The organism is Paraburkholderia sp. A1RI-2L, assembly GCF_048957375.1.
GTDB lineage: Bacteria > Pseudomonadota > Gammaproteobacteria > Burkholderiales > Burkholderiaceae > Paraburkholderia.
This window is the reverse complement of record NZ_JARBTA010000001.1, coordinates 31,701-58,150: the sequence shown is the minus strand read 5'-3', so window position 1 is coordinate 58,150 and position 26,450 is coordinate 31,701. Positions and strand designations below refer to the sequence as shown.

The following is a 26,450-nucleotide window of genomic DNA, read 5'->3' as shown; positions in this document are numbered from 1 at the left end:
CGCATCGCATGAACGGCGCTCAAGCATCGCGTGTTCGTCGCGACGATCATGTCCATGCGAGCCTGATCGTGGGTCTTCGCGACATCGCAAGCGTGTGTGAAAGTCGGTTCGCAGCGCGCCGTTCGCTCGCGCGCGAAACTCCAGGGATTCCTTCCTGTTAGCGCTTCTTGCTTCTCGCATGTGCATCTCGCTGCATCCCGCGTTTGCGTCAGCTTCGCGCTTCGCAACGCGCGTGCCGCGCGTCGCCAGGAGAGTCGGTCAGCGCACATTGCGCGCGCTGACCGTTACATCGACTACCTACTGTTTACTACTGACTACTGATGCTGCCGTGCTTGCGGCCCTGCTGCATGTGCGCGACGTTGCATCGCGCGCTGCCGCTTTATTGGCAAGCCTCGCACTCTTCAAAGCCGGGATCGCCCGGGCGCATCATGCACACCGGACCTTCCGCCTCGGGTGCTGCCTCTGCTGCCGCAGCCGCCTGCATCACGCTCGAGTCCGTGCCGTTGCCAGCACCGCCTGCCGCGCCGAAGCCAGCGCCGCCTGCGCTACCCGCACCGCCGCCGTTGCCGCCGGTCGGCACTGCGTTGAGCGCGCCGTGCGCGACCGTCGACTTCTCGACGTGCGTGGCCGCCATCGTGCGCAGGTAGTACGTGGTCTTCAGGCCGCGGATCCAGGCGAGCTTGTAGATCTCGTCGAGCTTCTTGCCCGATGCACCCGCCATGAAGATGTTCAGCGACTGCGCCTGGTCAATCCACTTCTGGCGACGCGAAGCCGCTTCGACGAGCCACGTCGGGTCGACTTCGAACGCCGTCGCGTACACCGCGCGCAGGTCGGCCGGGATGCGGTCGATGCGCGAGAGCATGCCGTCGAAGTACTTCAGGTCGGCGACCATGACTTCGTCCCACAGGCCGCGTGCCTTCAGGTCGCGCACGAGGTAGTCGTTCACCACTGTGAATTCGCCCGAGAGGTTCGACTTCACGTAGAGGTTCTGGAACGTCGGCTCGATGCACGGCGACACGCCGATGATGTTCGAGATGGTGGCCGTAGGTGCGATCGCGATGCAGTTCGAGTTGCGCATGCCGTGCGTGGCGATGCGCTCGCGCAGCGAGGCCCAGTCCATCGACTCGCTCGAGTCGACTTCGACGTAGCCGCCGCGCTGCTCGGCGAGCAGCTTGAGCGTGTCCTGCGGGAGGATGCCGCGATCCCACAGCGAGCCGCGATACGTCGAGTAGCGGCCGCGCTCGGCTGCCAGCTCCGTCGACGCCCAGTACGCGTAGTAGCAGACGGCTTCCATCGAGCGGTCGGCGAACTCCAGGGCCTCTTGCGAAGCAAACGGCGTGCGCAGCACGTGCAGGCAGTCCTGGAAGCCCATGATGCCCATACCCACCGGACGGTGCTTCAGGTTCGAGTTACGCGCCTTCGACACCGCGTAGTAGTTGATGTCGATGACGTTGTCGAGCATGCGCATCGCCACGCTGATGGTGCGCTTGAGCTTGTCGTGGTCGAGTGCGAACGTGCCGTCGGCCTGTTCGACCATGTGCGCGACGAGGTTCACCGAGCCCAGGTTGCACACGGCGATTTCGCTGTCGCTGGTGTTCAGCGTGATTTCCGTGCACAGGTTCGACGAGTGGACGACGCCCACGTGCTGCTGCGGCGAACGGATGTTGCACGGATCCTTGAACGTGATCCACGGATGGCCCGTTTCGAACAGCATGCCGAGCATCTTGCGCCACATTTGCGCTGCCGGGATCTTCTTGAACAGCTTGATCTCGCCGCGCGCGACCTTCTCTTCGTAAGCCGTGTAAGCCTGCTCGAACTCGATGCCGAACTTGTCGTGCAGGTCCGGGCAGGTCGAGGGCGAGAACAGCGTCCACTCGCCGCCTTCCATCACGCGCTTCATGAACAGGTCGGGAATCCAGTTCGCCGTGTTCATGTCGTGGGTGCGGCGGCGGTCGTCGCCGGTGTTCTTGCGCAGCTCGAGGAATTCTTCGATGTCGAGGTGCCACGATTCCAGGTACGCGCACACCGCGCCCTTACGCTTGCCGCCCTGGTTCACGGCCACGGCCGTGTCGTTGACCACCTTCAGGAACGGCACGACGCCTTGCGACTTGCCGTTGGTGCCCTTGATGTGCGAGCCGAGCGCGCGCACACGCGTCCAGTCGTTGCCGAGGCCGCCCGCGAACTTCGATAGCAGCGCGTTGTCCTTGAGCGCTTCGTAGATGCCGTCGAGGTCGTCGGCAACCGTCGTGAGATAGCACGACGAAAGCTGCGAGCGGTGCGTGCCCGAGTTGAACAGCGTGGGCGTGGACGACATGAAGTCGAACGACGAGAGCACGTTGTAGAACTCGATCGCGCGCGCTTCGCGGTCGATCTCGTTGAGCGAGAGGCCCATCGCGACACGCATGAAGAATGCCTGCGGCATTTCGATGCGCGTGCCGTGCACGTGCAGGAAGTAGCGGTCGTACAGCGTCTGCAGGCCGAGGTAGCCGAACTGCAGGTCGCGGCTCGCGTCGAGCGCATTGCCCAGACGCTTCAGGTCGAACTGCTGGAGCTTGTCGTCGAGCAGGCCAGCTTCGACGCCGCGCTTGATGAACTGCGGGAAGTACTCCGCGTAACGCCAGCCCATGTCGGCTTGCGTGACCTCCTCTTCGAGAATTTCGCGACGGATCGTGTGCAGCAGAATGCGCGAGGTGACCTGGCTATACGCCGGATCCTTTTCGATCATCGTGCGCGCAGCGAGAATCGCCGAGTCGTAGACCTGCGACATCGGCACGCCGTCGTACAGGTTCTTCACCGTTTCCGCGACGATCGGGTCGGCGTTCACGGCATCACCGAGACCGTCGCAAGCCGAGACGATCAGCGCGCGCAGCGCGTGCATGTCAAGCGGACGCGTCACGCCGTTGTCGGTGACGTTGATGCCAGGCGCTGCGGCTGCCGCTTCCGGCGCATGCGCGCGCTCCTGGTTGCGCTTCTCGCGATACAGCACGTAGGCGCGCGCGACGTTGTGCTCGCCGCCGCGCATAAGCGCGAGCTCGACCTGGTCCTGGATGTCTTCGATGTGGAACGTGCCGCCATTCGGACGGCTGCGCACAAGTGCGCGCACGACGTTCTGCGTGAGCTGCTCGACGAGTTCGCGAACGCGCGCCGAAGCAGCGCCCTGCCCGCCATTGACGGCCAGGAATGCCTTGGTCATCGCGAGGGCGATCTTCGACGGCTCGAAGCCCACCACGCTGCCGTTACGGCGGATCACCTTATGGTCGGCGAACTGCGTCGCGCCGGCCTGGCCGTCCTGCGGCTGGCCACCCAGCGTGCGCGCAGCAGGCGCGCCTTCGTACTGGGTCGAGACGTTATCGGTCGTTTGCATGTGCAAAGCTCCTGGTCCTGGAAATGAGCGAAAGGTTTTCGCGAGTTAAATCGGACGCCGCGCCCCCGTGTGCGCGGTCGATTGGGCGGAGAAGAAAAGCCAGCCTGGCGAGGCTGCCGGATGCGACAAGGCAGATGAGTCACGGATTGCTTCGGTCTTCATCGTGTATGCCGCGATCATTGGCTGTACCTTTACTCTCGATTGCAGGCGGTGCTGCCGGCTTCTTGCACCCGTTGCACCGCACAATTTTTCGTACGCCGCTAATGCGTGCGGCGCCATGCTCGTCAGAGCGGGGCGCCGCAGAAAAACACAACATATGGTGTAAAGCCGTGCTTCGGGTACGAAGTATAGTAGAAGTTCCAGACGGGTCAAACGCCTTTTTTTAATGGTCCCATCTTGACAAGACGCCAGCCCAGACAGCGCGGGCGTTACCGCCGGGCGCACCGGCAAGTGGTCTTCGAGCAGCGCGCGTACACCCTCGCTGCGCGCCTGCCGAATGCCTCTTTTGTGTGCAGGTCGCGGGTCTAACGTTGCGCCTGGGTGGGTCACGACGACGCGTCGTGTTGGTCGCTCTCTACGCGCGGGTGGATATAGGGGAAGAAGGTGTCGTCGAGTTGCGTCTCGCGCTGCAAGCGCGCCCAGTCGAAATGCGGGCCGGGATCCGTTTTCCGGCCCGGCGCAATGTCAGAATGTCCCGCTAGCGCATCGATTGGATAGTGAGCCGCCAGTGCCCTGACGAGCGGCGCGAGCGTCGCATATTGCGCGGGCTCGAACGCGCGCGTATCGCTGCCCTCGAGTTCGATGCCGATCGAGAAGTCATTGCAACGCTCGCGTCCGAGGAAGCTGGACAGCCCCGCGTGCCATGCGCGTTCGGCGCACGAGACGAATTGCTCGAGCATGCCGTCGCGATGAATCACGAAGTGCGCGGAAACACGCACGCCGCGCAGATGTGCATCGAAATACGGATGCGCATCGCAATCGAGACGATTGAGGAACAGGTCCGCGATCTCCGGGCCGCCAAAGGTGTCGGGCGGCAAACTGATGTTGTGCACCACGATCAACGTGGGGACCGCACCCGCAGGACGCGCCTCGAAGTTGAACGTCGGCAGACGGCGCGCGCCAGCAACCCAGCCCTGCGCATCGACGGCGAACCCGGGCTCCGCGGACGACGGGGTCGCGCTCATCGCGCGGGACGATTCTGACGGGTCTTGCGCGCGTCGTACGCACGCGCATGCTCGGCGCAGCAGAAGGTTTGCGCGCCCACGCTCACCGACTCGTTGCGCGGCGCATGAACGCCGCACTCCGCGCAGCGGACCATCGGCTCGGGCAACGCGCCGTTGCCAGTGCGATTGCCGGCCGCGTTGCCAGCGCCCGCGCTATTCGCACCGAAAGGACCGCCAGCAGCGCCGGTGCCATTGCCCGCGCGCCAAGCACCGCTTGCCCCGCCCTGTCGCGGGTCGGCGCCTGGACGCGAATGCTGCGAATTGCGCAGCGACTTGAAGAACCACTGCCCAACGATGAACAGCAGGATAAGAAGAAGAATCTGTCTCATGGAATCAGCGTGTGATGTACGCCAGTAGCGAAGCACTGCGCCTCGCGTCAGACGATGGGACGATGCAGCAGCACCTCGAACACGAAGCGGCTACCCACATAGGCGAGCAGGAGCGCGACGAACGATGCGATCACCCAGCGCAGCGCGGCGCGGCCGCGCCAGCCGGAAATCTTGCGCGCGGTGAGCAGCGAGCCGAACATCAGCCACGAGAGAATCGCGAACACCGTCTTGTGATCGAGTGAAAGCGGACGATCGAACAGTTGCTCGCTGAACACGATGCCCGAGACCAGCGTGGCCGTGAGCAGCACGAAACCCGCGCCGATCAGACGGAACAGCAGTTTCTCCATCGTGAGGAGCGGCGGCAGCGTCTCGATCCAGTTCGAGAGCCATCCGGCGCTGCGGTTACCAGCGCGATTGCCGCCGTTGCGCTGGAAACCCGCACCCTTGAGCGCGTGCAGACGGCGCTCGACCGCGAGCATCAGCACTGCGTGCAGCGCGGCAATCGCGAAGAGTCCGTAGGCGACATTGGCGATGACGAAGTGCAGCTTGAACATGGGCGCAGCCGCGTAAGGCAGCACGCGCACGCCGCCGAACACGAGCGGCAGAATCGCGGCCACGGCGGCCAGCGGCAGCAGCAGCAAGCGCAGCCCGTCGAGCGCGAAGAAAAAGCTCTCGATCCAGTAGATCCCCGCGCCGAGCCAGAACATGGCCGACAACGCGAACGCGAAGCCGAACACCATTTCATGGGCAGGGAAGATCGTCATGTGCAGCAGTACGCCATGTGCCGCGAGCGCCACGAAAAGCAGCGCGCGAGAAAGCGGGCCGAAACTGCGCGCGCGCGGCGCACCATCGTGCGAAGCACCCGAACTCCCCGAGGAGACGCTCGAAGCACCGGCAACACCCGGCGCGCCGGCGGCAACCGCCACCGGCGGCACGCTGCCGAAGAGCGGCGCGGTGCTCGCGCGGCGCAATGCCCGCCAGTCGGCGGCACACAAACCGCCGTACAGGAGCACGGTGAGGGCATACAGTACAATATCCATGTTCGAAGTTTACTATAGGCCCCCTCTCCGCGACGGATCGCGACGAATCGCCATCGATTCCCGCTTTCGCGCGCGTGCGCCGGGCCGCACTGCTCACCGCTCCCCATGCTCGACAATCTCACTCAACGGATGGCGCACGTCGTCAAGACGCTGCGCGGCGAGGCCCGGCTGACCGAGGCCAACACGCAGGAAATGCTGCGCGAAGTACGCCTCGCGCTGCTGGAAGCGGACGTGGCGCTGCCCGTCGTGCGCGAATTCATCGCCAAGGTGAAGGAGAAGGCGCTCGGCGAGGAAGTGCTCGCCAGCCTCTCGCCGGGCCAGGCGCTCGTCGGCGTGGTGCAGCGCGAGCTGACCGCCGTGATCGGCGGCGATTACGAAGGCAAGGCCGCCGAGCTCGATCTCGCCGTCACGCCGCCCGCGGTCATCCTGATGGCGGGTCTGCAAGGCGCCGGCAAGACCACCACGGTCGGCAAGCTTGCCAAGCTCCTGCGCGAGAAGTACAAGAAGAAGGTCCTCACCGTTTCTTGCGACGTCTACCGCCCTGCCGCCATCGCGCAGTTGAAGACGGTGACGGAACAGGTCGGCGCCGACTTCTTCCCTTCGCAGCCCGATCAAAAGCCGGTCGACATCGCCAAGGCGGCCGTCGACTGGGCCAAGCGCCACTATCACGACGTGCTGCTCGTCGACACGGCCGGCCGCCTCGGCATCGACGAGGCGATGATGAACGAGATCGCCGCGCTGCACGCCTCGCTCAAGCCGGCTGAAACGCTCTTCGTGGTCGACGCGATGCTCGGCCAGGATGCGGTCAACACCGCGAAGGCGTTCAACGACGCCCTGCCGCTCACCGGCGTCGTGCTCACCAAGCTCGACGGCGACTCGCGCGGCGGCGCGGCGCTTTCCGTGCGCCACATCACGGGCAAGCCGATCAAGTTCGTCGGCGTCGCGGAAAAGCTCGACGGCCTCGAAGTGTTCCATCCGGACCGCATGGCGAACCGGATCCTCGGCATGGGCGACATTCTCGCGCTCGTCGAGGAAGCGCAGCGCGGCGTCGATGTTCAAGCCGCACAGAAGCTCGCCGACAAGGTCAAGAAAGGCGGCGACTTCGACCTCAACGACTTCCGCGCGCAGCTCTCGCAGATGAAGAAGATGGGCGGCCTCTCGTCGCTCATGGACAAGCTGCCCGCGCAGTTCCAGCAGGCCGCCTCGGGCGCCGACATGGGCCAGGCCGAGAAGCAGATGCGCCGCATGGAAGGCATCATCAACTCGATGACCGCCGCCGAGCGCGCCAAGCCCGAACTCATCAAGGCCACGCGCAAGCGCCGCATCGCGGCCGGCGCGGGCGTGCAGGTCCAGGAGGTCAACCGCCTGCTGAACCAGTACGACCAGATGCGCACCATGATGAAGAAGCTCAAGGGCGGCAATCTGCAGAAAATGATGCGCGGCATGAAGGGCATGATGCCCGGCATGCGTTGATGGACAATAGCTACAACTAGAGCCTCACCACAGTCATGAATCGCGAAGAAGCCCTCCACATTTTCCGCCACTCCGAAGAAATCGTTACGGAAGGCGAAGTCAATGCGTCGATCGGCCGGATGGCCGACTCCATCCGCGCCGAGGTCAGCGAGGACTTTCCGCTCGTGCTGTCGGTGATGGGCGGCTGCCGTGTTCACCGGCATGCTGTTGCCGCACCTCGACTTCCCGCTCGAATTCGACTACATCCACCTCACGCGCTACCGCAACGCCATCAAGGGCAGCGCGGAAATGCAGTGGCGCGTGGCGCCGCGCGAGTCGGTGAAGGACCGCGTCGTGCTCGTGCTGGACGACATCCTCGACGAAGGCGAGACCATGGCCGCGATCCGCGACCGCATCATGGACATGGGCGCGAAGCGTTTTCTCTCGGCTGTGTTGTGCGAAAAGATTCTCTCGAAGGCCAAGCCGCTGCATCCGGATTACTGCGGCTTTTCGGTGCCGGACCGCTATGTGTTCGGCTGCGGCATGGACGCGAAGGGCTACTGGCGCAATCTGCCGACCATCCGCGCGCTGACCGAAGGCGCTTGAAACGCGACATCGGCTTGGTGCGCATGAGGCCAGCACCATGAAAAAAGCAGCCCACGGGCTGCTTTTTTGCTCTTCGGCGCAATCAACGACCAGGTAACAGCGTCAAAGGTGATGCACGAACGTGCTGATCCCCGCGAGAATCATCTCCACCGAAATCGCCACGAGCACGAGGCCCATCAGCCGCTCGAAAGCCGTCACCACGCGCTCGCCGAGCCATTGCTGAATACGCTCCGCGAGCAGCAGCACGATCGCGCAGATCGCCATCGTCACGACCAGCGCGCCGATCCACTCGAACAGCTTGCCCGGCGCCTGCGACGTGAGCAGCATGACCGTGGCGAGCGCCGAAGGCCCCGCAAGCGCGGGAATCGCAAGCGGCACGATGAGCGGCTCGCCGCCCTTGTCGCTCCCGCCGAACGGGCCGCCCGGATGCGGGAAAATCATGCGCAGCGCGATCAGAAACAGGACGATGCCGCCGCCGATGCGCAGCGACGTGTCCGTGAGCCCCATCATCCTCAGGAAGGCATTGCCGGCCACCATGAAGACGAGCAGGATCACGAACGCGATCGCCACCTCGCGCAGGATCACGATCGCCCGGCGCTCCCGCGCCACGTGATGCAGGCACCCGATGAAAAGCGGGATGTTGCCGAGCGGATCGGTAATGAGCAGCAGCAGGACCGTCGCGGACATGAAGCTGTATTCCACGCTCGCGACGCTCCTTTGGCTCAGTTAGCAATAGACATCGACATCGGGTCGCGCCAGACCGGGGCGCATCAAACCGCGAGTGCGGCCTGGATCTTCTGCACCACTGACTGCGCGGCCTCTTCGGCCGGCAGCAGCGTGGCTTCGGTGTCGCGGCGGCCCTGGTACTCGATCTTGCCTTCCTTCAGGCCACGCTCGCCGATCACGAGACGATGCGGCACGCCGATCAGCTCCCAGTCGGCGAACATCACGCCCGGACGCTCGCCACGGTCGTCGAGGATCACGTCCACTCCGGCCTTGAGCAGTTCGTCGTAGACGCGCTCGGCGTGCTCGCGCACGAGTTCGCTGCGGTCCATGCCCATCGGGCATACGACGACCTGGAACGGCGCGATCGATTCCGGCCAGATGATGCCCTTCTCATCGAAGTTCTGCTCGATCGCCGCGCCCAGAATACGCGTGATGCCAATGCCGTAGCAGCCCATCTGCATCGGTGCGGGCTTGCCGTTTTCGGCGAGGCACGTCGCACCCATTGCGTCGGAGTACTTGGTGCCGAGCTGGAACACGTGTCCCACTTCGATGCCGCGGCAGATGTCGAGCACGCCCTTGCCGTCCGGCGAGGGATCGCCCTTCTGCACGTTGCGGATATCGGCGACGACCGGCTCCGGCAAATCGCGGCCCCAGTTCACGCCCGTGGTGTGGAAGTCGACTTCGTTCGTGCCCACCACGAAGTCGCTCATGTTCGCGACCGTCCGGTCGGCGACCACCTTCACGGGCTTCTTCGTGTTGAGCGGCCCGAGGTAGCCCGGCGGCGTGCCGAACCACTCGACGATCTCGGCTTCGGTCGCGAAGCGGAAGCCCGCGAGGCCTTCGAGCTTGCCCGCCTTGATCTCGTTGAGCGAGTGGTCGCCGCGCAGCATCAGCAGCCAGATCGTGGGTTCGGCGCCTTCGTTGTCCGTCGCGAGCACGATCGACTTGATGGTGCGTTCGAGCGGAATGTCGAGCATCTCGGCAACCGCCTCGCATTTCGCCGCGCCCGGCGTCGGGGTCTTCGTGAGCGGCTCGGTAGCCGCGCCGCGCGTGGCGACGAGCGGCAGCGCTTCTGCCGCTTCCACGTTGGCCGCGAACTCGGAGGTCGGGCAGTATGCGATGTCGTCTTCGCCGGTTTCCGCGATCACGTGGAATTCGTGCGAGCCGCTGCCGCCGATCGAGCCGTTGTCGGCCGCGACCGCGCGGAAATGCAGGCCCAATCGCGTGAAGATGCGCACGTAAGCGTCATACATCTTCTGATACGAAAGCTTCAGGCCGTCGACGTCCTTATCGAACGAATACGCGTCCTTCATGATGAACTCGCGGCCGCGCATCACGCCGAAACGGGGACGGATTTCGTCGCGGAACTTGGTCTGGACCTGGTAGAAGTTCACCGGCAACTGGCGATAGCTCTTGATCTGGCCACGCGCGATGTCGGTGACGACCTCCTCGTGCGTCGGCCCCATGACGAAATCGCTTTGCTTGCGGTCCTTGAAGCGCAGCAGTTCCGGCCCGTATTGCTCCCAGCGCCCCGACTCCTGCCAGAGCTCGGCCGGCTGCACGGCCGGCATGAGCAGCTCGATTGCGCCGGCGCGGTTCATTTCCTCGCGCACGATCTGCTCGACCTTGCGAATCGAGCGCAGGCCGATCGGCAGGTAGTTGTAGATGCCGCCCGCAACGCGGCGAATCATGCCCGCGCGGACCATCAACTTGTGGCTGACAACTTCGGCGTCAGCCGGCGCTTCCTTCAGGGTGCCGATAAAGAAACGGGAGGCTTTCATTCAGAGTTTTCCAAAGGCGGCGGCCCGACGATAGGCCGCCCGAAAGAGTCCAACGGTGGAGTTCACAGACCCGACATTATGACAAGGCCGCGGGCGCCGCGCGGATGACACCGGACGCGCTTGCGGCCAACACGGTTTGCGCGCGCCTCGCGAAACGGTCCAATGTTCTGGGGCGCGAATGGCCATCGGGTGCGGAAGGGCCGTTATCTGTTTATAATCAAAGCAATTTTAAAGGATTCGAAGGTGGTTGTATGCTGGATCGTGAGGGGTTTCGCCCGAACGTCGGCATCATCCTCTTGAACGCACGAAACGAAGTGTTTTGGGGCAAACGGTTACGCGAACATTCCTGGCAGTTTCCGCAAGGGGGCATCAAGTATGGTGAAACCCCCATGCAGGCGATGTATCGGGAGTTGCACGAGGAAACCGGGCTGCATCCGGAGCACGTCAAAATTATCGGTCGCACACGCGACTGGCTGCGTTATGAGGTGCCGGACAAGTTCATCAAGCGCGAGGTGCGCGGCCATTATCGAGGGCAAAAGCAGATCTGGTTTTTGCTTCGCATGGTCGGGCGCGATTGCGATATCTGCCTGCGGGCGACGGAGCATCCCGAGTTCGACGCGTGGCGCTGGAACGAATACTGGGTGCCGCTCGAAGCGGTCATCGAGTTCAAGCGCGATGTCTATCAGCTCGCCCTGACCGAGCTATCGCGCTTCCTGCGGCGCCCGGTCATGCCGCGCCCCGCGCGGGGCGGCGGTGTGCACGGCCACGAGGTGCGCTACCCGCGCATCGTCACGTCCGCGCACGCCGAAGCGGTGCAACTCGAGCCGTCGCTGGCCGACGCCGCCAGCCACACGGCGCTCGAAAGCGATTGCGGCACGGCGGGGAGTATGATCGAGCCTGCGCCGGGCGAGCAAAGGTAACACGACCCGCTCGCAACGTCGTACTCAACGCCCGAACTGCCAACACCGGCGCCGCGCATTCCTGCGCGCGGCGCCGGTGCATCGAAGGAAATCAATTTGAAACGATTGGCTCTTGCCGCGGTGTGCGCCGCGGCCGCAAGCAGCGTCCTGCTGGCCGGCTGCGGCAGCTCTACCCCCTCCAACAAGGACGACAGCGCTTTCGTCTACCTGCTCGATCGCAAAGGCAATTGGCAGGAAAACAAGCTCGAAGGACTGCCGGCGCTGCCGCAGGCCAACACGCCGCTTCTCGGCTTCGTCGTCTCGAACAATACGCCGCTCAAGTTCTCGATCGATCCGGCATCGCTCACCGTGGGCACCGACGGCGTCGTGCGCTACACCATCGTCATCACGAGCCCGACTGGCGCACGCAACGTCAACTACGAAGGGATCCGCTGCGATACCTACGAGTGGCGCCTCTACGCGAGCCTGGACGCCGATCACAACGGCTGGGACCAGACCGTGGCGAACGACTGGTCGCGCATCGAGAATGGCACGCTCAACGCCTATCACTCGGCGCTTTATCAGGACTACTTCTGCGCGAACAAGATGCCGGTCGGCAAGGCGTCGACGATCGTCGAGAACATTCGCTACGGACGCACCCAGTCGACGCTCGTGCGCTGACACCGGGGCCGCTCAGGCCTCCGTTCGCCATGAACATGAAAAAAGCCGCAACGGTTGACGACCGCTGCGGCTTTTTGTCATCTCGAGCACGCCCCAGCCATCGGACTGGAGTAAGCGCCTTCAGATCAGTACGAGATTGTCTCGATGAATGAGCTCCGGCTCGAGCATGTAGCCGAGAACGCTCTCGATCTCGCCGCTCGGATGCCGCTGGATGAGCTTTGTTTCGGCGCTACTGTAATTGGTGAGGCCGCGCGCGACTTCCCGGCCCTCGCCATTCAGACAGGCAATGACTTCGCCGCGCGCGAAAGCGCCCTGCACACCAACCACGCCGATGGGCAGAAGACTCTTGCCGTCCGCCTTGAGCTTCTGCACGGCGCCGTCATCGATCACCACGTGGCCGCGAACCTGCAGATGATCGGCCATCCATTGCTTGCGCGCGGCCATGCGCGCGGTGCGCGCGATGAGTTGCGTGCCGATCGCCTCGCCCGAGGCCAGCCGCACCAGCACTTCGGCCTCGCGCCCGCTCGCGATCACGGTGTTCGCACCGCTGTTCGCCGCGCGCTTGGCCGCGAGAATCTTCGTGAGCATGCCGCCGCGGCCGATGCTCGAACCCGCGCCGCCAGCCATCGCCTCGAGCTCCGGCTTGCCCGCATCGGCTTCCTGCACGAGTGTGGCGGACGGATCCTTGCGCGGATCGGCGGTATAGAGGCCGCTCTGGTCGGTGAGAATGATGAGCGCGTCGCCTTCGATCAGGTTCGCCACCAGCGCGCCGAGCGTGTCGTTGTCGCCGAACTTGATTTCGTCGGTGACCACGGTGTCGTTCTCGTTGATGATCGGCACCACGCCGAGGCGCAGCAGCGTGAGCAGTGTGGAACGCGCGTTCAGATAGCGTTCGCGGTCCGCGAGGTCGGCATGCGTGAGCAGAATCTGCGCCGTGCGGATACCATGCTCGGCAAAACGGCTCTCATAGACTTGCACGAGCCCCATTTGGCCGACCGCGGCAGCGGCCTGCAACTCGTCAATTTCGCGTGGACGCTTCGTCCAGCCAAGACGCTGCATGCCTTCGGCGATCGAGCCGGAACTCACGAGCACGACTTCCTTGCCTTGTTCGCGCAACGCCGCGATTTGCTCGGCCCAGCGGCCGATGGCCGCGTGATCGAGCCCACGACCATCGTTCGTGACCAGGCTCGAACCGACTTTCACTACCAGACGCCGGGAATCGGCGATGACGGAACGCATGCTGCGCTGTCTCCCCAAATGACTGATGATGCGCGAAGTTATCTTGAAGCCGCCGGCGCGGCCTGCGCGCCGGCGGGTACGGCGGTTTATTCCTGCGACTGCGCTGCGCCCTGATCGCCCTGGCGACCCTCGCGAAAGCGCACGTCGGAAGCGAGGTCTTCGGCCTCGGCAGCGCGGCGCGCGTCCGAATGCGCTGCGGTGTAGTCATACACCGCATAGCAAAGATTCTCACAACCCTGCCCGGTCAGCGCCGAAATTTCGAAAACTGGGCCGCCCCATTCGAAACGCTTCACGAAGTCGGCGATGCGCGCCGCGCGCTCTTCCTCGGGCACCATGTCGAGCTTGTTCAGCACGAGCCAGCGCGGCTTCTCATAGAGCAGTTCGTCGTACTTGCGCAACTCTTCGACGATCGCCTTTGCCTCGGCAACCGGGTCGACGGTTTCGTCGAACGGTGCGAGATCGACAAGATGCAGCAGCAGATTGGTGCGCTGCAGATGGCGCAGGAACTGATGGCCAAGGCCCGCGCCCTCGGCGGCGCCTTCGATCAGGCCCGGAATGTCGGCGATCACGAAGCTCTTGCTTGGGCCCACGCGCACTACACCCAGGTTTGGCGCGAGCGTGGTGAACGGGTAGTCGGCGATCTTCGGCTTGGCGTTGGACACCGAGGAAATGAACGTGGACTTGCCCGCATTCGGCATGCCGAGCAGGCCGACGTCGGCCAGCACCTTCAACTCGAGCTTGAGCATGCGGCGCTCGCCGGGCTTGCCGTCGGTCTTCTGGCGCGGCGCGCGATTCGTGGACGACTTGAAATGCAGATTGCCCAGGCCGCCCGCGCCGCCCTTCGCGACGATCACACGCTGGTCGTGCTCGGTCAAATCGGCGATCAGCTCGCCCGTGTCGAGGTCGGTGATAGTCGTGCCGACGGGCATGCGCAGCGTAATGTCGTCGCCGCCCTTGCCATAGCAGTCCGAGCCGCGGCCGTTTTCGCCGTTGCGTGCCAGATGCTTTTTCGTATAGCGGTAGTCGATCAGCGTATTGATGTTGCGGTCGGCAATTGCATAGACGCTGCCGCCTCGCCCGCCATCACCGCCGTCCGGCCCGCCAAACGGGACGAACTTCTCGCGCCGCATCGACGCGCTGCCATCGCCCCCATCGCCGGCGATGACTTCGATCTTCGCTTCGTCAATGAACTTCATGAGTTACTCCGTCCCGTGAATGTCGTTATTTTGCCCGCGGCGGCCTCACCGGCCAACCTGACCGAACGGCCTGCACGACCGTTCAACCCGGTCGAAGCGGATCGAACGCGCCCGGACAAGCGCATAAACAAAAAGCCCCGCAAACTTCGCGGGGCCTTCCTTGCGTCGATTGCGAGCGGCTAAGTACTTAGGCCGCTGCCGGAACGACGTTGACCGTGTGCTTGTTCATTGCGCCCTTGGTCGTGAACGAGACGTGGCCGTCGACCAGCGCGAAGAGCGTGTGGTCCTTGCCGATGCCGACGTTCAGGCCCGGGTGCATGCGCGTGCCGCGCTGGCGAACGATGATGCCGCCGGCGAGGATTGCCTGGCCGCCGTACACCTTGACGCCAAGTCGTTTCGACTCTGAGTCGCGGCCGTTACGTGACGACCCGCCTGCCTTTTTGTGTGCCATTTGTTTGCTCCTTTACCTGCGTGCGCTTACGCGTTGATCGCGTCGATGCGCAGTTCGGTGTAGTTCTGGCGGTGGCCGCCATGCTTCTGGTAGTGCTTCCGGCGACGCATCTTGAAGATGGTCACTTTGGCGTGACGACCGTGCGACACAACGGTGGCCTTGACGGAAGCCCCACTGACCAGCGGCGTACCGAACTGAATCGATTCGCCTTCGCCCACTGCGAGAACCTGGTCGAGCGTGATTTCTGCGTCAATGTCAGCCGGTATCTGTTCTACTTTGAGTTTTTCGCCAACGGCAACCTTGTACTGCTTGCCGCCGGTTTTTATGACCGCGTACATTGAGAACCTCACTCTTCAATAATCCCGGACGCACTGCGCGCCCAGAAACTGTCGATTATACATAGAGTTAGCTGCACGGTCAAAAGGTATTGACACCTCGTCTCTGCGGCCAAACCTGGATCGGATAGAGGGAAGCATCGAGGAAACCCTGGCCAAACGCCAGGGCAGCGTCCGGCGCAGCGCCGATTCGCCTTATAATCCGCGGCACTACCTCTATTTGCCATCATGTCGTCCACCGCCACCCATTCCCCCAGCGCAGCCACCCTGCTCGCGCCCGTTGCCAGTGACATGGAGCAGGTCAACCGTGTCATCCGGCAGAGTCTGGCGTCCGAGGTGATGCTGATCAACCAGATCTCCGAGTACATCATCGGTGCCGGAGGCAAGCGGCTGCGTCCGGCACTGCTGCTGCTCGTGGCCGGCGCGCTCGGTGACCGTGGCGCCCATCGCCATACGCTCGCGGCTGTCGTCGAGTTCATCCACACGGCCACGTTGCTGCACGACGACGTCGTCGACGAATCCGACCTGCGGCGCGGCCGCCAGACGGCCAACGCCCTGTTCGGCAACGCCGCCAGCGTGCTGGTGGGCGACTACCTGTATTCGCGCTCGTTCGAGATGATGGTGGGCGTGGGCAAAATGCGCGTGATGGAGATCCTCTCGGCGGCCACGACGATCATCTCCGAAGGCGAGGTGCTGCAGCTCCTGAACATGCATGACGCCGACGTCGACACCGGCCGCTACATGCAAGTGATCCGCTACAAGACCGCCAAGCTCTTCGAAGCCGCGGCGCAACTGGGCGCGGTGCTTTCGGGGACGGATGCGCGCACGGAAGAAGCCGCTGCCGAATATGGCCGGCGCATCGGCACGGCGTTCCAGATCATGGACGACTGGCTCGACTACACCGGCACTCCGGAATCGATGGGCAAGAACGCCGGCGACGACCTGCGCGAAGGCAAGCCCACGCTGCCGCTCATCTGGTTGATCGAGCACGGCACGGCTGCTGAGGCGGCGCTCGCGCGCGAGGCAATCGAGCAAGGCGGCACGACGCGCTTCGACGAAATTTTCGCGGCCATCACGTGTTCGGGCGCGCTCGACCATACGCTGCAATGCGCGAAGGCCGAAGCCCAGGCTGCCGCAACAGCAATTTCGTCATTCCCCCCTTCCATTTACAAAGATAGCCTGCTAGAATTATGTTCTTACTCGACGACGCGCCAGTCTTAATAAGACGAAGCAAGTTTGAAGGGTGATTGAAACGGGGTGTAGCTTAGCCTGGTAGAGCGCTACGTTCGGGACGTAGAGGCCGGAGGTTCGAATCCTCTCACCCCGACCAGTTTTCAGAAAAAGACCGTGCACTTGTTGCACGGTCTTTTTTTTCGTCTGCCGCAAAGACGCCTGCACGCGATCAGGCACACTTCGGGCCCACATTCGGAAGCCTTATCCCCACGGCCAACGCGGGGCCCGGCGCGCCAGTGCAGCGGCACCCCTCTGCTATAGTTTCCCCATCCTCTCCCCTCACAGTCTCGAAGCGTGGACCACCTCCCTTTATGGGCGCAGATTTGCGCCATTTTCGTCCTGCTCATCTGCTCCAGCTTCTTCTCCATCTCCGAAACGGCGATGATGGCACTCAACCGCCATCGGCTGAAATATCTGGCGAACCACGGCGCACTAGGCGCCAAGACCACGCAAAACCTGCTCGCACGCACGGACCTGCTGCTCTCGGTCATCCTGATCGGCAATAACCTCTTTAACACCATCATCCCGGTCCTGACCACCTCGATCGCCCTGCACACGTTCGGCCACGACAATCTGGTGCTCTCGATCGCCACCGGCATCGTGGCGTTCCTCATCATCGTCTTCGCGGAGATCACGCCGAAGATCGTCGGCGCCACCTTCCCCGAGAAAATCGCGCTGCCGGCGAGCCTGCTGATCGCGCCGCTCATGCGCGTGACCAAGCCGGTCATCTGGTTCGTGAACATGTTCGCGAACGGCATCCTGCGCGTGCTGCACATCAACACGAGCAAAGCGCACGAGCAGCGGCTCTCGACCGAAGAGTTGCGCACCATCGTGCTGGAGTCGGGCAGCTTCATGCCCACCAAGCACCGCAGCATCCTCCTGAACCTGTTCGATCTGGAGAACATCACCGTCAACGACGTGATGATCCCGCGCCGGCGCATCGAGGCACTCGACTACGACGCGCCGCTCGAAGACATCCTGCATCAACTCGAAACCTGCTATCACAACAAGCTCGTCGTCTATCAAGGCGACATCGACCGCGTGCTCGGCGTGCTGCACGTGCGCAAGACGCTGGCCGCGCTGCACAACCAGGACTTCGAGCGGGAGACCCTGCGCGAGCTGCTCGCCGAGCCGTACTTCGTGCCGACCGGCACGCCCGTGTTCCAGCAACTTCAGTACTTCCAGGAAAGCCGTCATCGCATCGCGCTCGTTGTGAACGAATATGGCGAGATGGAAGGGCTCGTCACGCCCGAGGACATCATCGAAGAGCTGATCGGCGAGTTCACGACCACCATGCCGCGCAGCGGCACGGGGCGCGGCGGCTGGAACGATCAGGGCGAGTGCATCGTGCCGGGCAGCATGCCCCTGCGCGAACTCAATCGCTGGCTGCATATCAAGCTGCCGACGGATGGACCCAAAACGCTCAACGGCCTCATCCTCGAAGTACTCGAAGAAATTCCCGAGGGCGACGTGTGCGTGCAGATCGGTGACGTGAAGCTCGAAGTGCTGCGCAGCGACGATCAGGCAGTGCGCACGGTCAAGCTCTTCAAACCGGGCACGAAGCCGAATAAAGGCGCGGGCGCGCTGAAAAAAGCCAGGAAGCTGCTGCCGGGACGCTAGCCGTTCGGCTGAATGGCGCGCACTCCTGCGCCAGCCGATGATGAAGCCGTCTCTCGCTCACGGCGGCTTCGGGCCGGCAACCGATGTTTTCCATTCCTGATCGTTTCATCGCACAAGGCACTGCGCGGGTCTGCGCAGCGCTCGCCACCGATGGCGCGGCCTCTGTCGGCACCGCACGAGCCGGCTTCACCATGCAAACCTCTGCGGCACCCGACGACGCGCCGGCCGTGCGCCTGCTCTCTGAAACGCTGCGCGAAGCCGCACGGCGCAACGCCTCCGATCTGCATGTGGAGCCGCTAGAACACGGCTGGCGCATCCGCCTGCGCATCGATGGCGTATTGCACGAAACCGCGCGACCTCCTGCGCACCTGCGTGACGCGTTCGTCACGCGCATCAAGGTGCTCGCGCGCATGGACATCGCCGAGCGCCGCATTCCCCAGGACGGGCGCCTGCGGCTCGCGCCGCGCGGCGCAACACAGGCGCACGAAGACTACCGGGTGAACTCATTGCCTACGCTGCATGGGGAAAAGCTCGTGCTGCGCCGGCTCGAAGCCTTGCCTGTCGATCTCTCGCTCGCAGCGCTCGGCCTCGACAAAACGCAGCAGCAAACGCTCGATGCGGCAATCAGTGCGCCGCACGGCCTCGTGCTGGTCACAGGTCCGACCGGCAGCGGCAAGACACTATCGCTCTATTGCTTTCTCCAGATGCTCAACAATGCGTCGCGCAATCTTTGCTCCGTCGAGGATCCTGCGGAAATTCAGCTCGCGGGCATCAATCAGGTCAATGTGCGCGAGAAGGCCGGGCTCACCTTCGCACTGGCGCTGCGCGCGCTGCTGCGCCAGGACCCGGACGTCATCATGATCGGCGAGATTCGCGATGAAGAAACCGCCAGCGTCGCTGTCAAGGCAGCACAGACCGGGCATCTCGTGCTCTCGACCCTGCATACCAACGATGCGCCCGCTGCGGTAGCGCGGCTCATCGACATCGGCGTGGAGCCATATAACCTCGCCGCTGCGTTGCGGCTCGTCACGGCACAGCGGCTCGTGCGGCGCCTGTGTCCGCAATGCCGCGCGAGAGCCGATGAATCGGCGGCGGCGCTTGATGCAGCCGGCCTCGCTTGCAGCCAGGGCGACGACGCGCAGAACGAAGCCCAACCCTTTGTCGCGCGCGGCTGCGAGGCGTGTCATGGCATCGGCTACCGGGGACGCATTGGCATTCATGAGGTGATGCCGGTCAGCACTGCCATGCGCGAATTGATCGTCGCGCAACGCAGCGCGCACGAGATCGCGCGCCAGGCTCGCGTGGAAGGCGTCGCTACGCTGCGCGACGCGGCGCTCGCACGTGTGCGCGACGGCACGACAAGCCTCGCCGAAGCGCTCTGCGCAACGGACACTCCATCATGAAGCCCACACCGCCGCCGTCCGACTGGCGCTTCGCATGGCGCGGCCTCGACGCCGCGGGCACGGTGCGAAGCGGCACGTTGATCGCTTTCGACGCGGCGGCGGCACGCGGCGCGCTCCGGCGCGAGCGCATCACCGCGACCGTGCTCGAGCGGCGCGGCCCAGCCCCGCGCCGCGCGCGAGCGCGGACATCACGCGCTTCACGCGTCAGCTCGCCAGCCTGCTGCGCGCCGGCTTGCCGCTCGCAAACGCACTCGAACTGCTCGCCCAGGCGCCGGGGCCGCGCGGCCTGCCCCGCATCGCCGCCGCGCTCGCGCGCGAGATCACTGCAGGCATGCGCTTTTCCGACTCGCTCGCGCAACACCCTTCCCGGTTCGGTGCGCTCTACTGCCAGCTCGTTGCCGTCGGCGAGGCTTCCGGTGCACTCGCTGCGGTGCTCGCCCGCATTGCCGACGATCGCGAGCGCGCTGCCATGCAGCGCGCCAAGGTGCGCGCGGCGCTCACCTACCCGGTCGCGGTGCTGCTGCTCGCGCTTGCCATTACGACGGCGCTGCTGGTCTGGGTCGTGCCTACCTTCAAGCAGATCTTCGACGGTTTCGGCGCGGCGCTGCCCGCCCCAACGCAATTCGTGCTGATGCTCTCGGCCGCCGCCGCGCGCGGGAGCGGGCCCGCCGCCATCGGTGCCGCCAGCGCCATCTTCGCGCTGCACGCGCTGTTGCGGCGCTCCGAAGCGTCGCGCCTCACGTTCGCGCGCATCGTGCTCGCCCTGCCGCTCGTGGGCGCGCTGCTCACCACGCTGTGCGCCGCACGCTGGAGCCGTGCGCTTGGCACGCTGCTTGCCGCAGGCACGCCGCTAGCCGATGCCTTCGACTCGCTCGCGCATGCAAGCGGCAACGCCTTCTTCGACCACGCAAGCGGGGGTATCAGCGCGCGGCTGCGGCATGGCGAGCGCCTCGCCTCGGCCATGCGTTCAGCAGGCTGCTTTCCGGCCGACGTGATCCAGCCCGTTGCCGTCGCCGAGGAATCGGGTGCGCTCGACGCCATGCTGCTCGACGTGGCCGCGCTCGCAGACCGTCAGGTGGACGAAAAGATCGCGCTCGTCGCGAGCCTGTGCGAGCCGCTCGTGATCGTGGTGCTCGGCGCGCTGGTCGGGGGCCTCGTCGTCGCGATGTATCTTCCCATCATCCAACTCGGCAACGTGGTGTAGCATCGCTGCCAGATTACGGTCCTCCGCCCATGCCAGCCCTCCTTTCGTCTGCCGTCGCCGCCGCGCCTGCATCTTCCATGATGGATTCGACTGTGCCTGTCGCGCCGTTTGCATCGATCGCGTCCGTCGATTCAACCGCATCCTTCGCTGCAACGCTTGGCACGCTGCCGCCGGGCGTACTGATGGGCTTCGCGATCGTGATCGGCCTTGTTGTCGGCAGCTTCCTGAATGTGGTCGTGCATCGACTGCCGATCATGCTCGAGCGCGCGTGGCGCGCGGACGCCGCCGAAGCATTCGGCCAGGCATCCGCGAGCGACGAGCCCTGCATGGACTGCAACCCAAATGACGGACTGCCTGCGCGCTACAACCTGTGGCTGCCACGCAGCGCTTGCCCGCATTGCGGTCACGTGTTGCGCGCGTGGGAGAACATCCCCGTCCTGAGCTGGCTCGCGCTGCGCGGCCGCTGTTCGCAGTGCGGCACACGCGTGAGCCTGCGCTACCCGCTGATCGAACTCGCCGGCGCGGCGTGTGCCGCCTCTGCGTTGCTTGCGTTTGGCCCCACGGGCAAGGCACTTGCTGCATTCGCGTTGTGCGCGTCGCTCGTTGCGACGAGCGCCATCGACCTCGAACATCATCTGCTGCCCGACGCGATCACCCTGCCGCTCGTCTGGGCCGGGCTGCTCGTGAATCTTGCCGGGACCTTCTCCGATCTGCACGCCGCCGTGATTGGCGCGATAGCGGGCTACCTCGCGCTCTGGTGCGTCTATTGGATGTTCCGCCTGCTGCGCGGCATCGACGGCATGGGCCACGGCGACTTCAAGCTGCTCGCCGCACTCGGCGCCTGGCTTGGCTGGGCCGCGTTGCCGCAGATCGTCGTGATCGCCGCGGTGACCGGCGCCGTGGTGGGCCTCGCCGCCACCTTGACCGGACGCATGCGCTTCGAGGAGCCGCTGCCCTTCGGGCCGTATCTCGCCGCCGGCGCACTCGTCACGTTGTTTGCGGGCACGCCGCTTTATGCTGTATTTGTGTAGAGGAGTGAATCGATGATTGCGGTTGGCTTGACTGGAGGCATCGGCAGCGGCAAATCCACCGTCGCTGACCTGTTCGCTGCGCGCGGCGTGCCGCTGGTCGATACGGACGTAATCGCGCACCGCATCACCGCGCCGCACGGCATCGCGATGCCCTCGATCGCCTCGCAATTCGGCCCTGAATTCGTCGCAGCAGACGGCTCCATGGACCGAGCACGCATGCGCGCGCTCGTGTTCGGCGATGAGTCGGCGCGCAAGCGGCTCGAGGCGATTACGCATCCGCTGATCCGCGCGGAAACCGAACGCGAGACGCGCGAGGCCAAAGGGCCTTATGTAATCGTGGTGGTGCCGCTGCTCGTCGAGTCCGGCAGCTGGAAAACGCGTGTCGATCGCGTTCTGGCCGTGGATTGCAGCGTGGAAACGCAAATCGCGCGCGTGATGAACCGCAACGGCTTCACGCGCGAACAAGTGCTCGCGATCATCGCACGCCAGGCCACGCGCGAAGCGCGCCTCGCGGCCGCCGACGATGTAATCGTCAACGACGGCGCCACGCTGGAAACGCTCGCGCAGGACGTCGAAATGCTGCATCAGCGCTACCTCATACTTTCGCGTGCGTAACGAAGGGTAAAGAAGGGTAAAAGCACTCGCCAAAGCGCACGCGTCGCGCAATGCAGCGGGGCTCGGCGTTTCGCGGCTCAAGCCATGCCCATTCGTCGGAAAAATGCGCTGGATCGGGCGCTTGCACGGACGGCGCGCGATTGCGACCACAGACTCCCGGCATTAGAATGTGCTGCAATCCTTCACCGACCACGTCCGAGGCGAGCCCGCTTGATTCTTTACGAGTATCCCTTCAACGAGCGAATCCGGACGCTGCTGCGCCTCGAAGATCTCTTCGAGCGTTTCACGTTTTTCCTGACCCAGGAGGATCCGAGGGAACATCACGTTGCGCTCACGACGCTCTTCGAAATCGCGGAAGTCGCGGGCCGCGCCGACCTCAAGTCGGACCTCATGAAGGAACTCGAAAGGCAACGTCAGACGCTCGCACCGTTCCGCGGCAATCCCGGCATCGAACAGAACGCGCTCGAAGCCGTCCTTGGCGAAATCGAGCAAACGCTCGCGGGCCTCACGCAGATGCAGGGCAAAACCGGCCAGCATCTCGCGGACAACGAATGGCTCACCAGCATCCGCAGCCGCGCGATCATTCCGGGCGGCACCTGCAAGTTCGACCTGCCTTCGTATTACGCCTGGCAGCAATTGCATGCCGACCAGCGCCGCCAGGACATCGCCAAGTGGGTCACGCCCCTTTTGCCGCTGCGCGACGCCGCGAGCATCGTGCTGCGCCTTGCGCGCGAGTCCGGCCAGGCATCGAAGGTGATGGCGATGCAAGGCAGCTATCAGCAAATGCTGTCCGGCCGCACGTATCAATTGATGCAGGTTCGCGTGGCACCGGAATTGCACGTCATTCCCGAAGCTAGCGCCAACAAGTACATGCTCTGGGTGCGCTTTACCGTGCAGGACGGCAATTTGCGTCCGCGCGCCGTTGATCAGGATGTTCCGTTTCAACTCACGCTGTGCAGCCTGTGAATGAATTGCGCGCTTGGTGAAGCGCGCTGTTTTTGCTGTTCTTGCCCATCTAACGAATGATCACTGTCGTCAAATGCCCGACCTGCGGCAAAGATGTCCGCTGGGTGCCGGAAAACCGCTTTCGCCCGTTCTGTTCCGAACGCTGCAAACAGATCGATCTTGGCGCGTGGGCTGCCGAAAAGTACCGGATCGGCGGCAACGAGGACGATACGCCGCCGGACGACGAAGCCCCGCCCACGGACACGCGCCAGTAAGCCCGGGCGGGCCCCGTCGCCAGGTTCATGAAAGCGCCGCGCCCGCGCAGGGCGCAAAAAAAAGCCGCTGCACGTTGTTTGCGCAGCGGCTTTTGTCGTTCTGGCCGTCGACTGGAGAAGCGGGCTTACTCGGCCGCCAGCCATTCCAGCACAGGAATAGTCGCCGGCAAGAGCGGCTCGACGCTCGCGGGCAGCGATTGCCAGACGAACGCCTGGCCCTCGCGGCCATGCGGCTCGCCGCTCCACTCCGTTACCTTGCAGAAGTAGAGCCGCACGTAAGCGTGCGGGTAGTCGTGTTCGAGCGTGTGCCACAAATGGCACGCTTTCACGTCGATACCCAGTTCCTCGTGCAGTTCGCGCGCAAGCGCGGCCTCGACGGATTCGTCCTTTTCGAGCTTGCCGCCCGGGAACTCCCAATAGCCCGCGTAAGGCTTGCCTTCGGGACGCTGGGCCAGCAGATAACGGCCGTCGGGTTGCACCAGCACGCCCACGGCAACCTCCGTTACCGGGCGCGCCGGATCCTTCGTCTGATCGCTCATGCCTCTGGCGCCTTCTTGCCCGACCAGTCGCGCGCGAACTGCCACGCCACGCGGCCCGAGCGCGAACCGCGCTCCAGCGCCCAGACGAGCGCATCGCCGCGCGCCGATTCGACTTCGGCGTCGCCGCAACCGAAGTGGCGCAGCCAGTGGCCAACGATCGTCAGGTAGTCGTCCTGCTTGAACGGATAGAAGCTCACCCACAGGCCGAAGCGCTCGGAAAGCGAGATCTTCTCTTCCACCACTTCGCCCGGATGAATCTCGCCGTCGGGCATGTGCTTGTACGACTCGTTGTCGCTCATGTACTCGGGCAGCAAGTGGCGGCGGTTCGAGGTCGCGTAGATCAGCACGTTGTCGCCCTGGGCGGCCACGGAGCCATCCAGCGCCACCTTCAGCGCCTTGTAGCCCGACTCGCCCTCTTCGAACGAGAGGTCGTCGCAGAACACGATGAAGCGCTCGGGGCGCATCGAGATCAAATCGACGATATCGCCGAGATCGTGCAGATCATCCTTGTCGACTTCGATCAGGCGCAGGCCGTCTTGCGCATATGCGTTCAGGCAAGCCTTGATGAGGGACGACTTGCCGGTGCCGCGCGCGCCCGTCAGCAGCACGTTGTTCGCGGGCTTCTTCTGCACGAACTGGCGCGTGTTGCGGTCGATGAGACCCTTCTGCCGATCAATGTTCTGCAGATCGTCGAGCGAGATCGTCGAGATGGCCGGCACCGGCTGCAAGTATCCGCGCCCCTGGCGCTTGCGCCAGCGAAATGCGACTGCCGCGTTCCAGTCGACTTCGGGTGCAGTCGGCGGCAGCACGGCTTCGAGGCGGCCGAGCAGCGCTTCGGCACGGGTCAGAAACTGTTCGAGCTTGTCCATGGAAATCGAATCAGGAACGATAGTCGGCGTTGATGCTCACATAGTCGTGCGACAGATCACAGGTCCACACGGTGGCCTGCGCATCGCCCCGGCCAAGCAGCACGCGAATCAGAATTTCGCTCTTCTTCATCACGCGCTGGCCATCTTCCTCGCGGTAGTCGGGGTTGCGCCCGCCGGCCCTGGCGACGAGCACATCATCGAGGTAGAGGTCGATCTTTTCGACATCCAGATCCGTCACCCCCGCATAGCCGATCGCGGCCAGAATGCGGCCCAGATTGGGATCCGATGCGTAGAACGCGGTCTTCACGAGCGGCGAGTGGCCGATCGCATAGGCGATCTGGCGGCATTCGGCCACGTCCTTGCCGCCTTCCACCTGCACGGTCATGAACTTGGTCGCGCCTTCGCCATCGCGCACGATCAGCTGCGAAAGCGTCTGCGCGGTTTCGGTCACGGCGTCGCGCAGCGCGGCGTAGGCGGGCGAGTCCGTCGAGGTGATCGCGGGCAGGCTCGACTTGCCCGAGGCAATCAGGATGAACGAGTCGTTGGTCGATGTATCGCCGTCGATCGTGATGCAGTTGAACGAGCGATCGGCCACGTACTTCACGAGTTCGTCGAGCACGGGCTGCGCGACGTTCGCGTCGAACGCGAGGAAGCCGAGCATGGTCGCCATATTGGGCTTGATCATGCCCGCGCCCTTGCTGATGCCGGTGAGCGTGACCGTATGGCCGTCGATCGTGACCTGGCGCGACGCGGCCTTCGGCAGCGTGTCGGTCGTCATGATTGCCTGAGCGGCGTCGTACCAATTCGCGGCCTTGCGGTTCGCGAGCGCGGCGGGCAAGCCGGCCTTCAGGCGCTCGATCGGCAGCGGCTCCAGAATCACGCCGGTCGAGAACGGCAGCACCTGGGAAGGCTCGATACCCGCGAGGCGCGCGAGCTCGTCGCAAGTTTCGCGCGCGTTCACGAGGCCCGGCTCGCCTGTGCCGGCGTTCGCGTTGCCGGTGTTGATGACCAGCGCCCTGATCCCCTTGTCACCCGCGCGCACCTTCGCGAGATGTTCACGGCAGACCGTCACCGGCGCGGCGCAGAAGCGGTTGAGCGTGAACACGCCCGCGACGCTCGCGCCTTCATCGACGGAAATCACCAATACGTCCTTGCGGTTGGGCTTGCGGATATTGGCTTCCGCCCAGCCGAGCGTCACGCCGGCGACCGGATGAAGTTGTGCGGGATCGATCGAGGGGAAATTGACAGCCATGGTGGCGACCTGTCGAAATGGCAATGCCGGCCATGGCGTCTGTCAGCCGGGCCGGCATTCGGGATTCAAAACACAAGGCCCGCCAAAAAGCGCGGGCCACCGGAGTCAACGGTCAAACCGCGTCATGCGGCGAGCGGCGCGC

At 64.3% G+C, this 26,450-nt stretch carries 23 protein-coding genes, 1 tRNA gene and 2 pseudogenes; 13 read left to right on the top strand and 13 right to left on the bottom strand.

Features of this window, described 5'->3' with window-relative positions; translation table 11 throughout:
• Positions 1–379 precede the first annotated feature (379 nt).
• The 4 genes from PWP93_RS00250 to PWP93_RS00235 all read right to left on the bottom strand — a co-directional run bounded on the left by PWP93_RS00250 (position 380) and on the right by PWP93_RS00235 (position 5,956).
• Positions 380–3,364 (bottom strand): ribonucleoside-diphosphate reductase subunit alpha, encoded by a 2,985-nt coding sequence (locus PWP93_RS00250; protein ID WP_421043050.1) that lies wholly within the window; start codon positions 3,362–3,364, stop codon positions 380–382.
• Between the two features lie 545 nt (positions 3,365–3,909).
• On the bottom strand, positions 3,910–4,548 hold the full coding sequence (gene ampD / locus PWP93_RS00245) for a 1,6-anhydro-N-acetylmuramyl-L-alanine amidase AmpD (protein ID WP_421043049.1): 639 nt from the start codon (positions 4,546–4,548) through the stop codon (positions 3,910–3,912).
• Entirely contained in the window at positions 4,545–4,916 is a 372-nt protein-coding gene (locus tag PWP93_RS00240; RefSeq protein ID WP_421043048.1) for a PP0621 family protein, read from the bottom strand. The genes ampD and PWP93_RS00240 overlap by 4 nt, the downstream gene beginning before the upstream one ends.
• A 47-nt stretch (positions 4,917–4,963) precedes the next feature.
• Complete coding sequence (locus tag PWP93_RS00235) at positions 4,964–5,956, bottom strand: cytochrome C assembly family protein (RefSeq protein ID WP_421043047.1); 993 nt, start codon at positions 5,954–5,956, stop codon at positions 4,964–4,966.
• Positions 5,957–6,061: 105 nt separating this feature from the next.
• Here PWP93_RS00235 and ffh point away from each other — a divergent pair, with 105 nt between their 5' ends.
• Both ffh and PWP93_RS00225 read left to right on the top strand, forming a co-directional pair.
• A complete protein-coding gene (gene ffh, locus PWP93_RS00230) occupies positions 6,062–7,429 on the top strand; it encodes a signal recognition particle protein (RefSeq protein ID WP_421043046.1) in 1,368 nt (455 codons plus the stop codon).
• Positions 7,430–7,464: 35 nt separating this feature from the next.
• Positions 7,465–8,014 (top strand): annotated as a pseudogene (locus PWP93_RS00225) (hypoxanthine-guanine phosphoribosyltransferase).
• Between the two features lie 102 nt (positions 8,015–8,116).
• Here PWP93_RS00225 and PWP93_RS00220 read toward each other — a convergent pair.
• Both PWP93_RS00220 and PWP93_RS00215 read right to left on the bottom strand, forming a co-directional pair.
• The gene (locus PWP93_RS00220) at positions 8,117–8,716 is read right to left on the bottom strand and encodes a MarC family protein (RefSeq protein ID WP_035532969.1); all 600 of its coding nucleotides are present in this window, start codon (positions 8,714–8,716) and stop codon (positions 8,117–8,119) included.
• A 68-nt stretch (positions 8,717–8,784) separates the two neighbouring features.
• Positions 8,785–10,521, bottom strand: coding sequence for a proline--tRNA ligase (locus PWP93_RS00215; RefSeq protein ID WP_421024794.1), 1,737 nt, complete (start codon positions 10,519–10,521; stop codon positions 8,785–8,787).
• A gap of 251 nt (positions 10,522–10,772) precedes the next feature.
• Between PWP93_RS00215 and PWP93_RS00210 the strand changes: the two genes are divergently transcribed.
• A complete protein-coding gene (locus tag PWP93_RS00210) occupies positions 10,773–11,441 on the top strand; it encodes an RNA pyrophosphohydrolase (protein WP_421044962.1) in 669 nt (222 codons plus the stop codon).
• Positions 11,442–11,537: 96 nt separating this feature from the next.
• On the top strand, positions 11,538–12,101 hold the full coding sequence (locus PWP93_RS00205) for a CNP1-like family protein (RefSeq protein ID WP_421024795.1): 564 nt from the start codon (positions 11,538–11,540) through the stop codon (positions 12,099–12,101).
• Positions 12,102–12,221: 120 nt separating this feature from the next.
• Here PWP93_RS00205 and proB read toward each other — a convergent pair whose 3' ends face one another.
• The 4 genes from proB to rplU form a co-directional block, all read right to left on the bottom strand.
• Positions 12,222–13,340 (bottom strand): glutamate 5-kinase, encoded by a 1,119-nt coding sequence (gene proB / locus PWP93_RS00200; RefSeq protein ID WP_421024796.1) that lies wholly within the window; start codon positions 13,338–13,340, stop codon positions 12,222–12,224.
• Positions 13,341–13,426: 86 nt separating this feature from the next.
• Complete coding sequence (gene cgtA / locus PWP93_RS00195; protein ID WP_421043045.1) at positions 13,427–14,536, bottom strand: Obg family GTPase CgtA; 1,110 nt, start codon at positions 14,534–14,536, stop codon at positions 13,427–13,429.
• 187 nt (positions 14,537–14,723) lie between these two features.
• Positions 14,724–14,987, bottom strand: a complete 264-nt coding sequence (rpmA, locus tag PWP93_RS00190) for a 50S ribosomal protein L27 (RefSeq protein WP_035532959.1) — start codon at positions 14,985–14,987, stop codon at positions 14,724–14,726.
• Between the two features lie 26 nt (positions 14,988–15,013).
• Positions 15,014–15,325, bottom strand: coding sequence for a 50S ribosomal protein L21 (gene rplU, locus PWP93_RS00185; protein ID WP_004194344.1), 312 nt, complete (start codon positions 15,323–15,325; stop codon positions 15,014–15,016).
• A gap of 225 nt (positions 15,326–15,550) precedes the next feature.
• Between rplU and PWP93_RS00180 the strand changes: the two genes are divergently transcribed.
• The 9 genes and pseudogenes from PWP93_RS00180 to yacG all read left to right on the top strand — a co-directional run bounded on the left by PWP93_RS00180 (position 15,551) and on the right by yacG (position 23,648).
• Complete coding sequence (locus PWP93_RS00180; RefSeq protein ID WP_421043044.1) at positions 15,551–16,543, top strand: polyprenyl synthetase family protein; 993 nt, start codon at positions 15,551–15,553, stop codon at positions 16,541–16,543.
• A 32-nt stretch (positions 16,544–16,575) separates the two neighbouring features.
• Positions 16,576–16,652: transfer RNA gene (locus PWP93_RS00175), tRNA-Pro, on the top strand.
• 197 nt (positions 16,653–16,849) lie between these two features.
• Positions 16,850–18,175, top strand: a complete 1,326-nt coding sequence (locus PWP93_RS00170; protein ID WP_421043043.1) for an HlyC/CorC family transporter — start codon at positions 16,850–16,852, stop codon at positions 18,173–18,175.
• A 191-nt stretch (positions 18,176–18,366) separates the two neighbouring features.
• Positions 18,367–19,578, top strand: coding sequence for a GspE/PulE family protein (locus tag PWP93_RS00165; protein WP_421043042.1), 1,212 nt, complete (start codon positions 18,367–18,369; stop codon positions 19,576–19,578).
• Positions 19,575–20,782 (top strand): annotated as a pseudogene (locus tag PWP93_RS00160) (type II secretion system F family protein). The gene PWP93_RS00165 and the pseudogene PWP93_RS00160 overlap by 4 nt, the downstream one beginning before the upstream one ends.
• 80 nt (positions 20,783–20,862) lie before the next feature.
• Positions 20,863–21,813, top strand: a complete 951-nt coding sequence (locus PWP93_RS00155) for a prepilin peptidase (RefSeq protein ID WP_421044961.1) — start codon at positions 20,863–20,865, stop codon at positions 21,811–21,813.
• 12 nt (positions 21,814–21,825) lie between these two features.
• Positions 21,826–22,428 (top strand): dephospho-CoA kinase, encoded by a 603-nt coding sequence (gene coaE, locus PWP93_RS00150; RefSeq protein WP_421043041.1) that lies wholly within the window; start codon positions 21,826–21,828, stop codon positions 22,426–22,428.
• Between the two features lie 210 nt (positions 22,429–22,638).
• Entirely contained in the window at positions 22,639–23,394 is a 756-nt protein-coding gene (zapD, locus tag PWP93_RS00145) for a cell division protein ZapD (RefSeq protein WP_421043040.1), read from the top strand.
• A 56-nt stretch (positions 23,395–23,450) separates the two neighbouring features.
• Positions 23,451–23,648 carry a DNA gyrase inhibitor YacG gene (gene yacG / locus PWP93_RS00140; protein ID WP_035532945.1) on the top strand — a complete coding sequence of 66 codons (198 nt, stop codon included), beginning with the start codon at positions 23,451–23,453 and terminating at the stop codon, positions 23,646–23,648.
• A gap of 125 nt (positions 23,649–23,773) precedes the next feature.
• Here yacG and PWP93_RS00135 read toward each other — a convergent pair whose 3' ends face one another.
• From PWP93_RS00135 to argJ, 3 genes are read right to left on the bottom strand one after another with little or no spacing between them, the layout of a single operon-like run.
• Entirely contained in the window at positions 23,774–24,187 is a 414-nt protein-coding gene (locus PWP93_RS00135) for an NUDIX domain-containing protein (protein ID WP_421043039.1), read from the bottom strand.
• Complete coding sequence (locus tag PWP93_RS00130; protein ID WP_421043038.1) at positions 24,184–25,056, bottom strand: ATP-binding protein; 873 nt, start codon at positions 25,054–25,056, stop codon at positions 24,184–24,186. Before PWP93_RS00130 ends, PWP93_RS00135 begins: the two co-directional genes overlap by 4 nt.
• Positions 25,057–25,066: 10 nt before the next feature.
• The gene (gene argJ / locus PWP93_RS00125; protein ID WP_421043037.1) at positions 25,067–26,308 is read right to left on the bottom strand and encodes a bifunctional glutamate N-acetyltransferase/amino-acid acetyltransferase ArgJ; all 1,242 of its coding nucleotides are present in this window, start codon (positions 26,306–26,308) and stop codon (positions 25,067–25,069) included.
• Positions 26,309–26,450 lie beyond the last annotated feature (142 nt).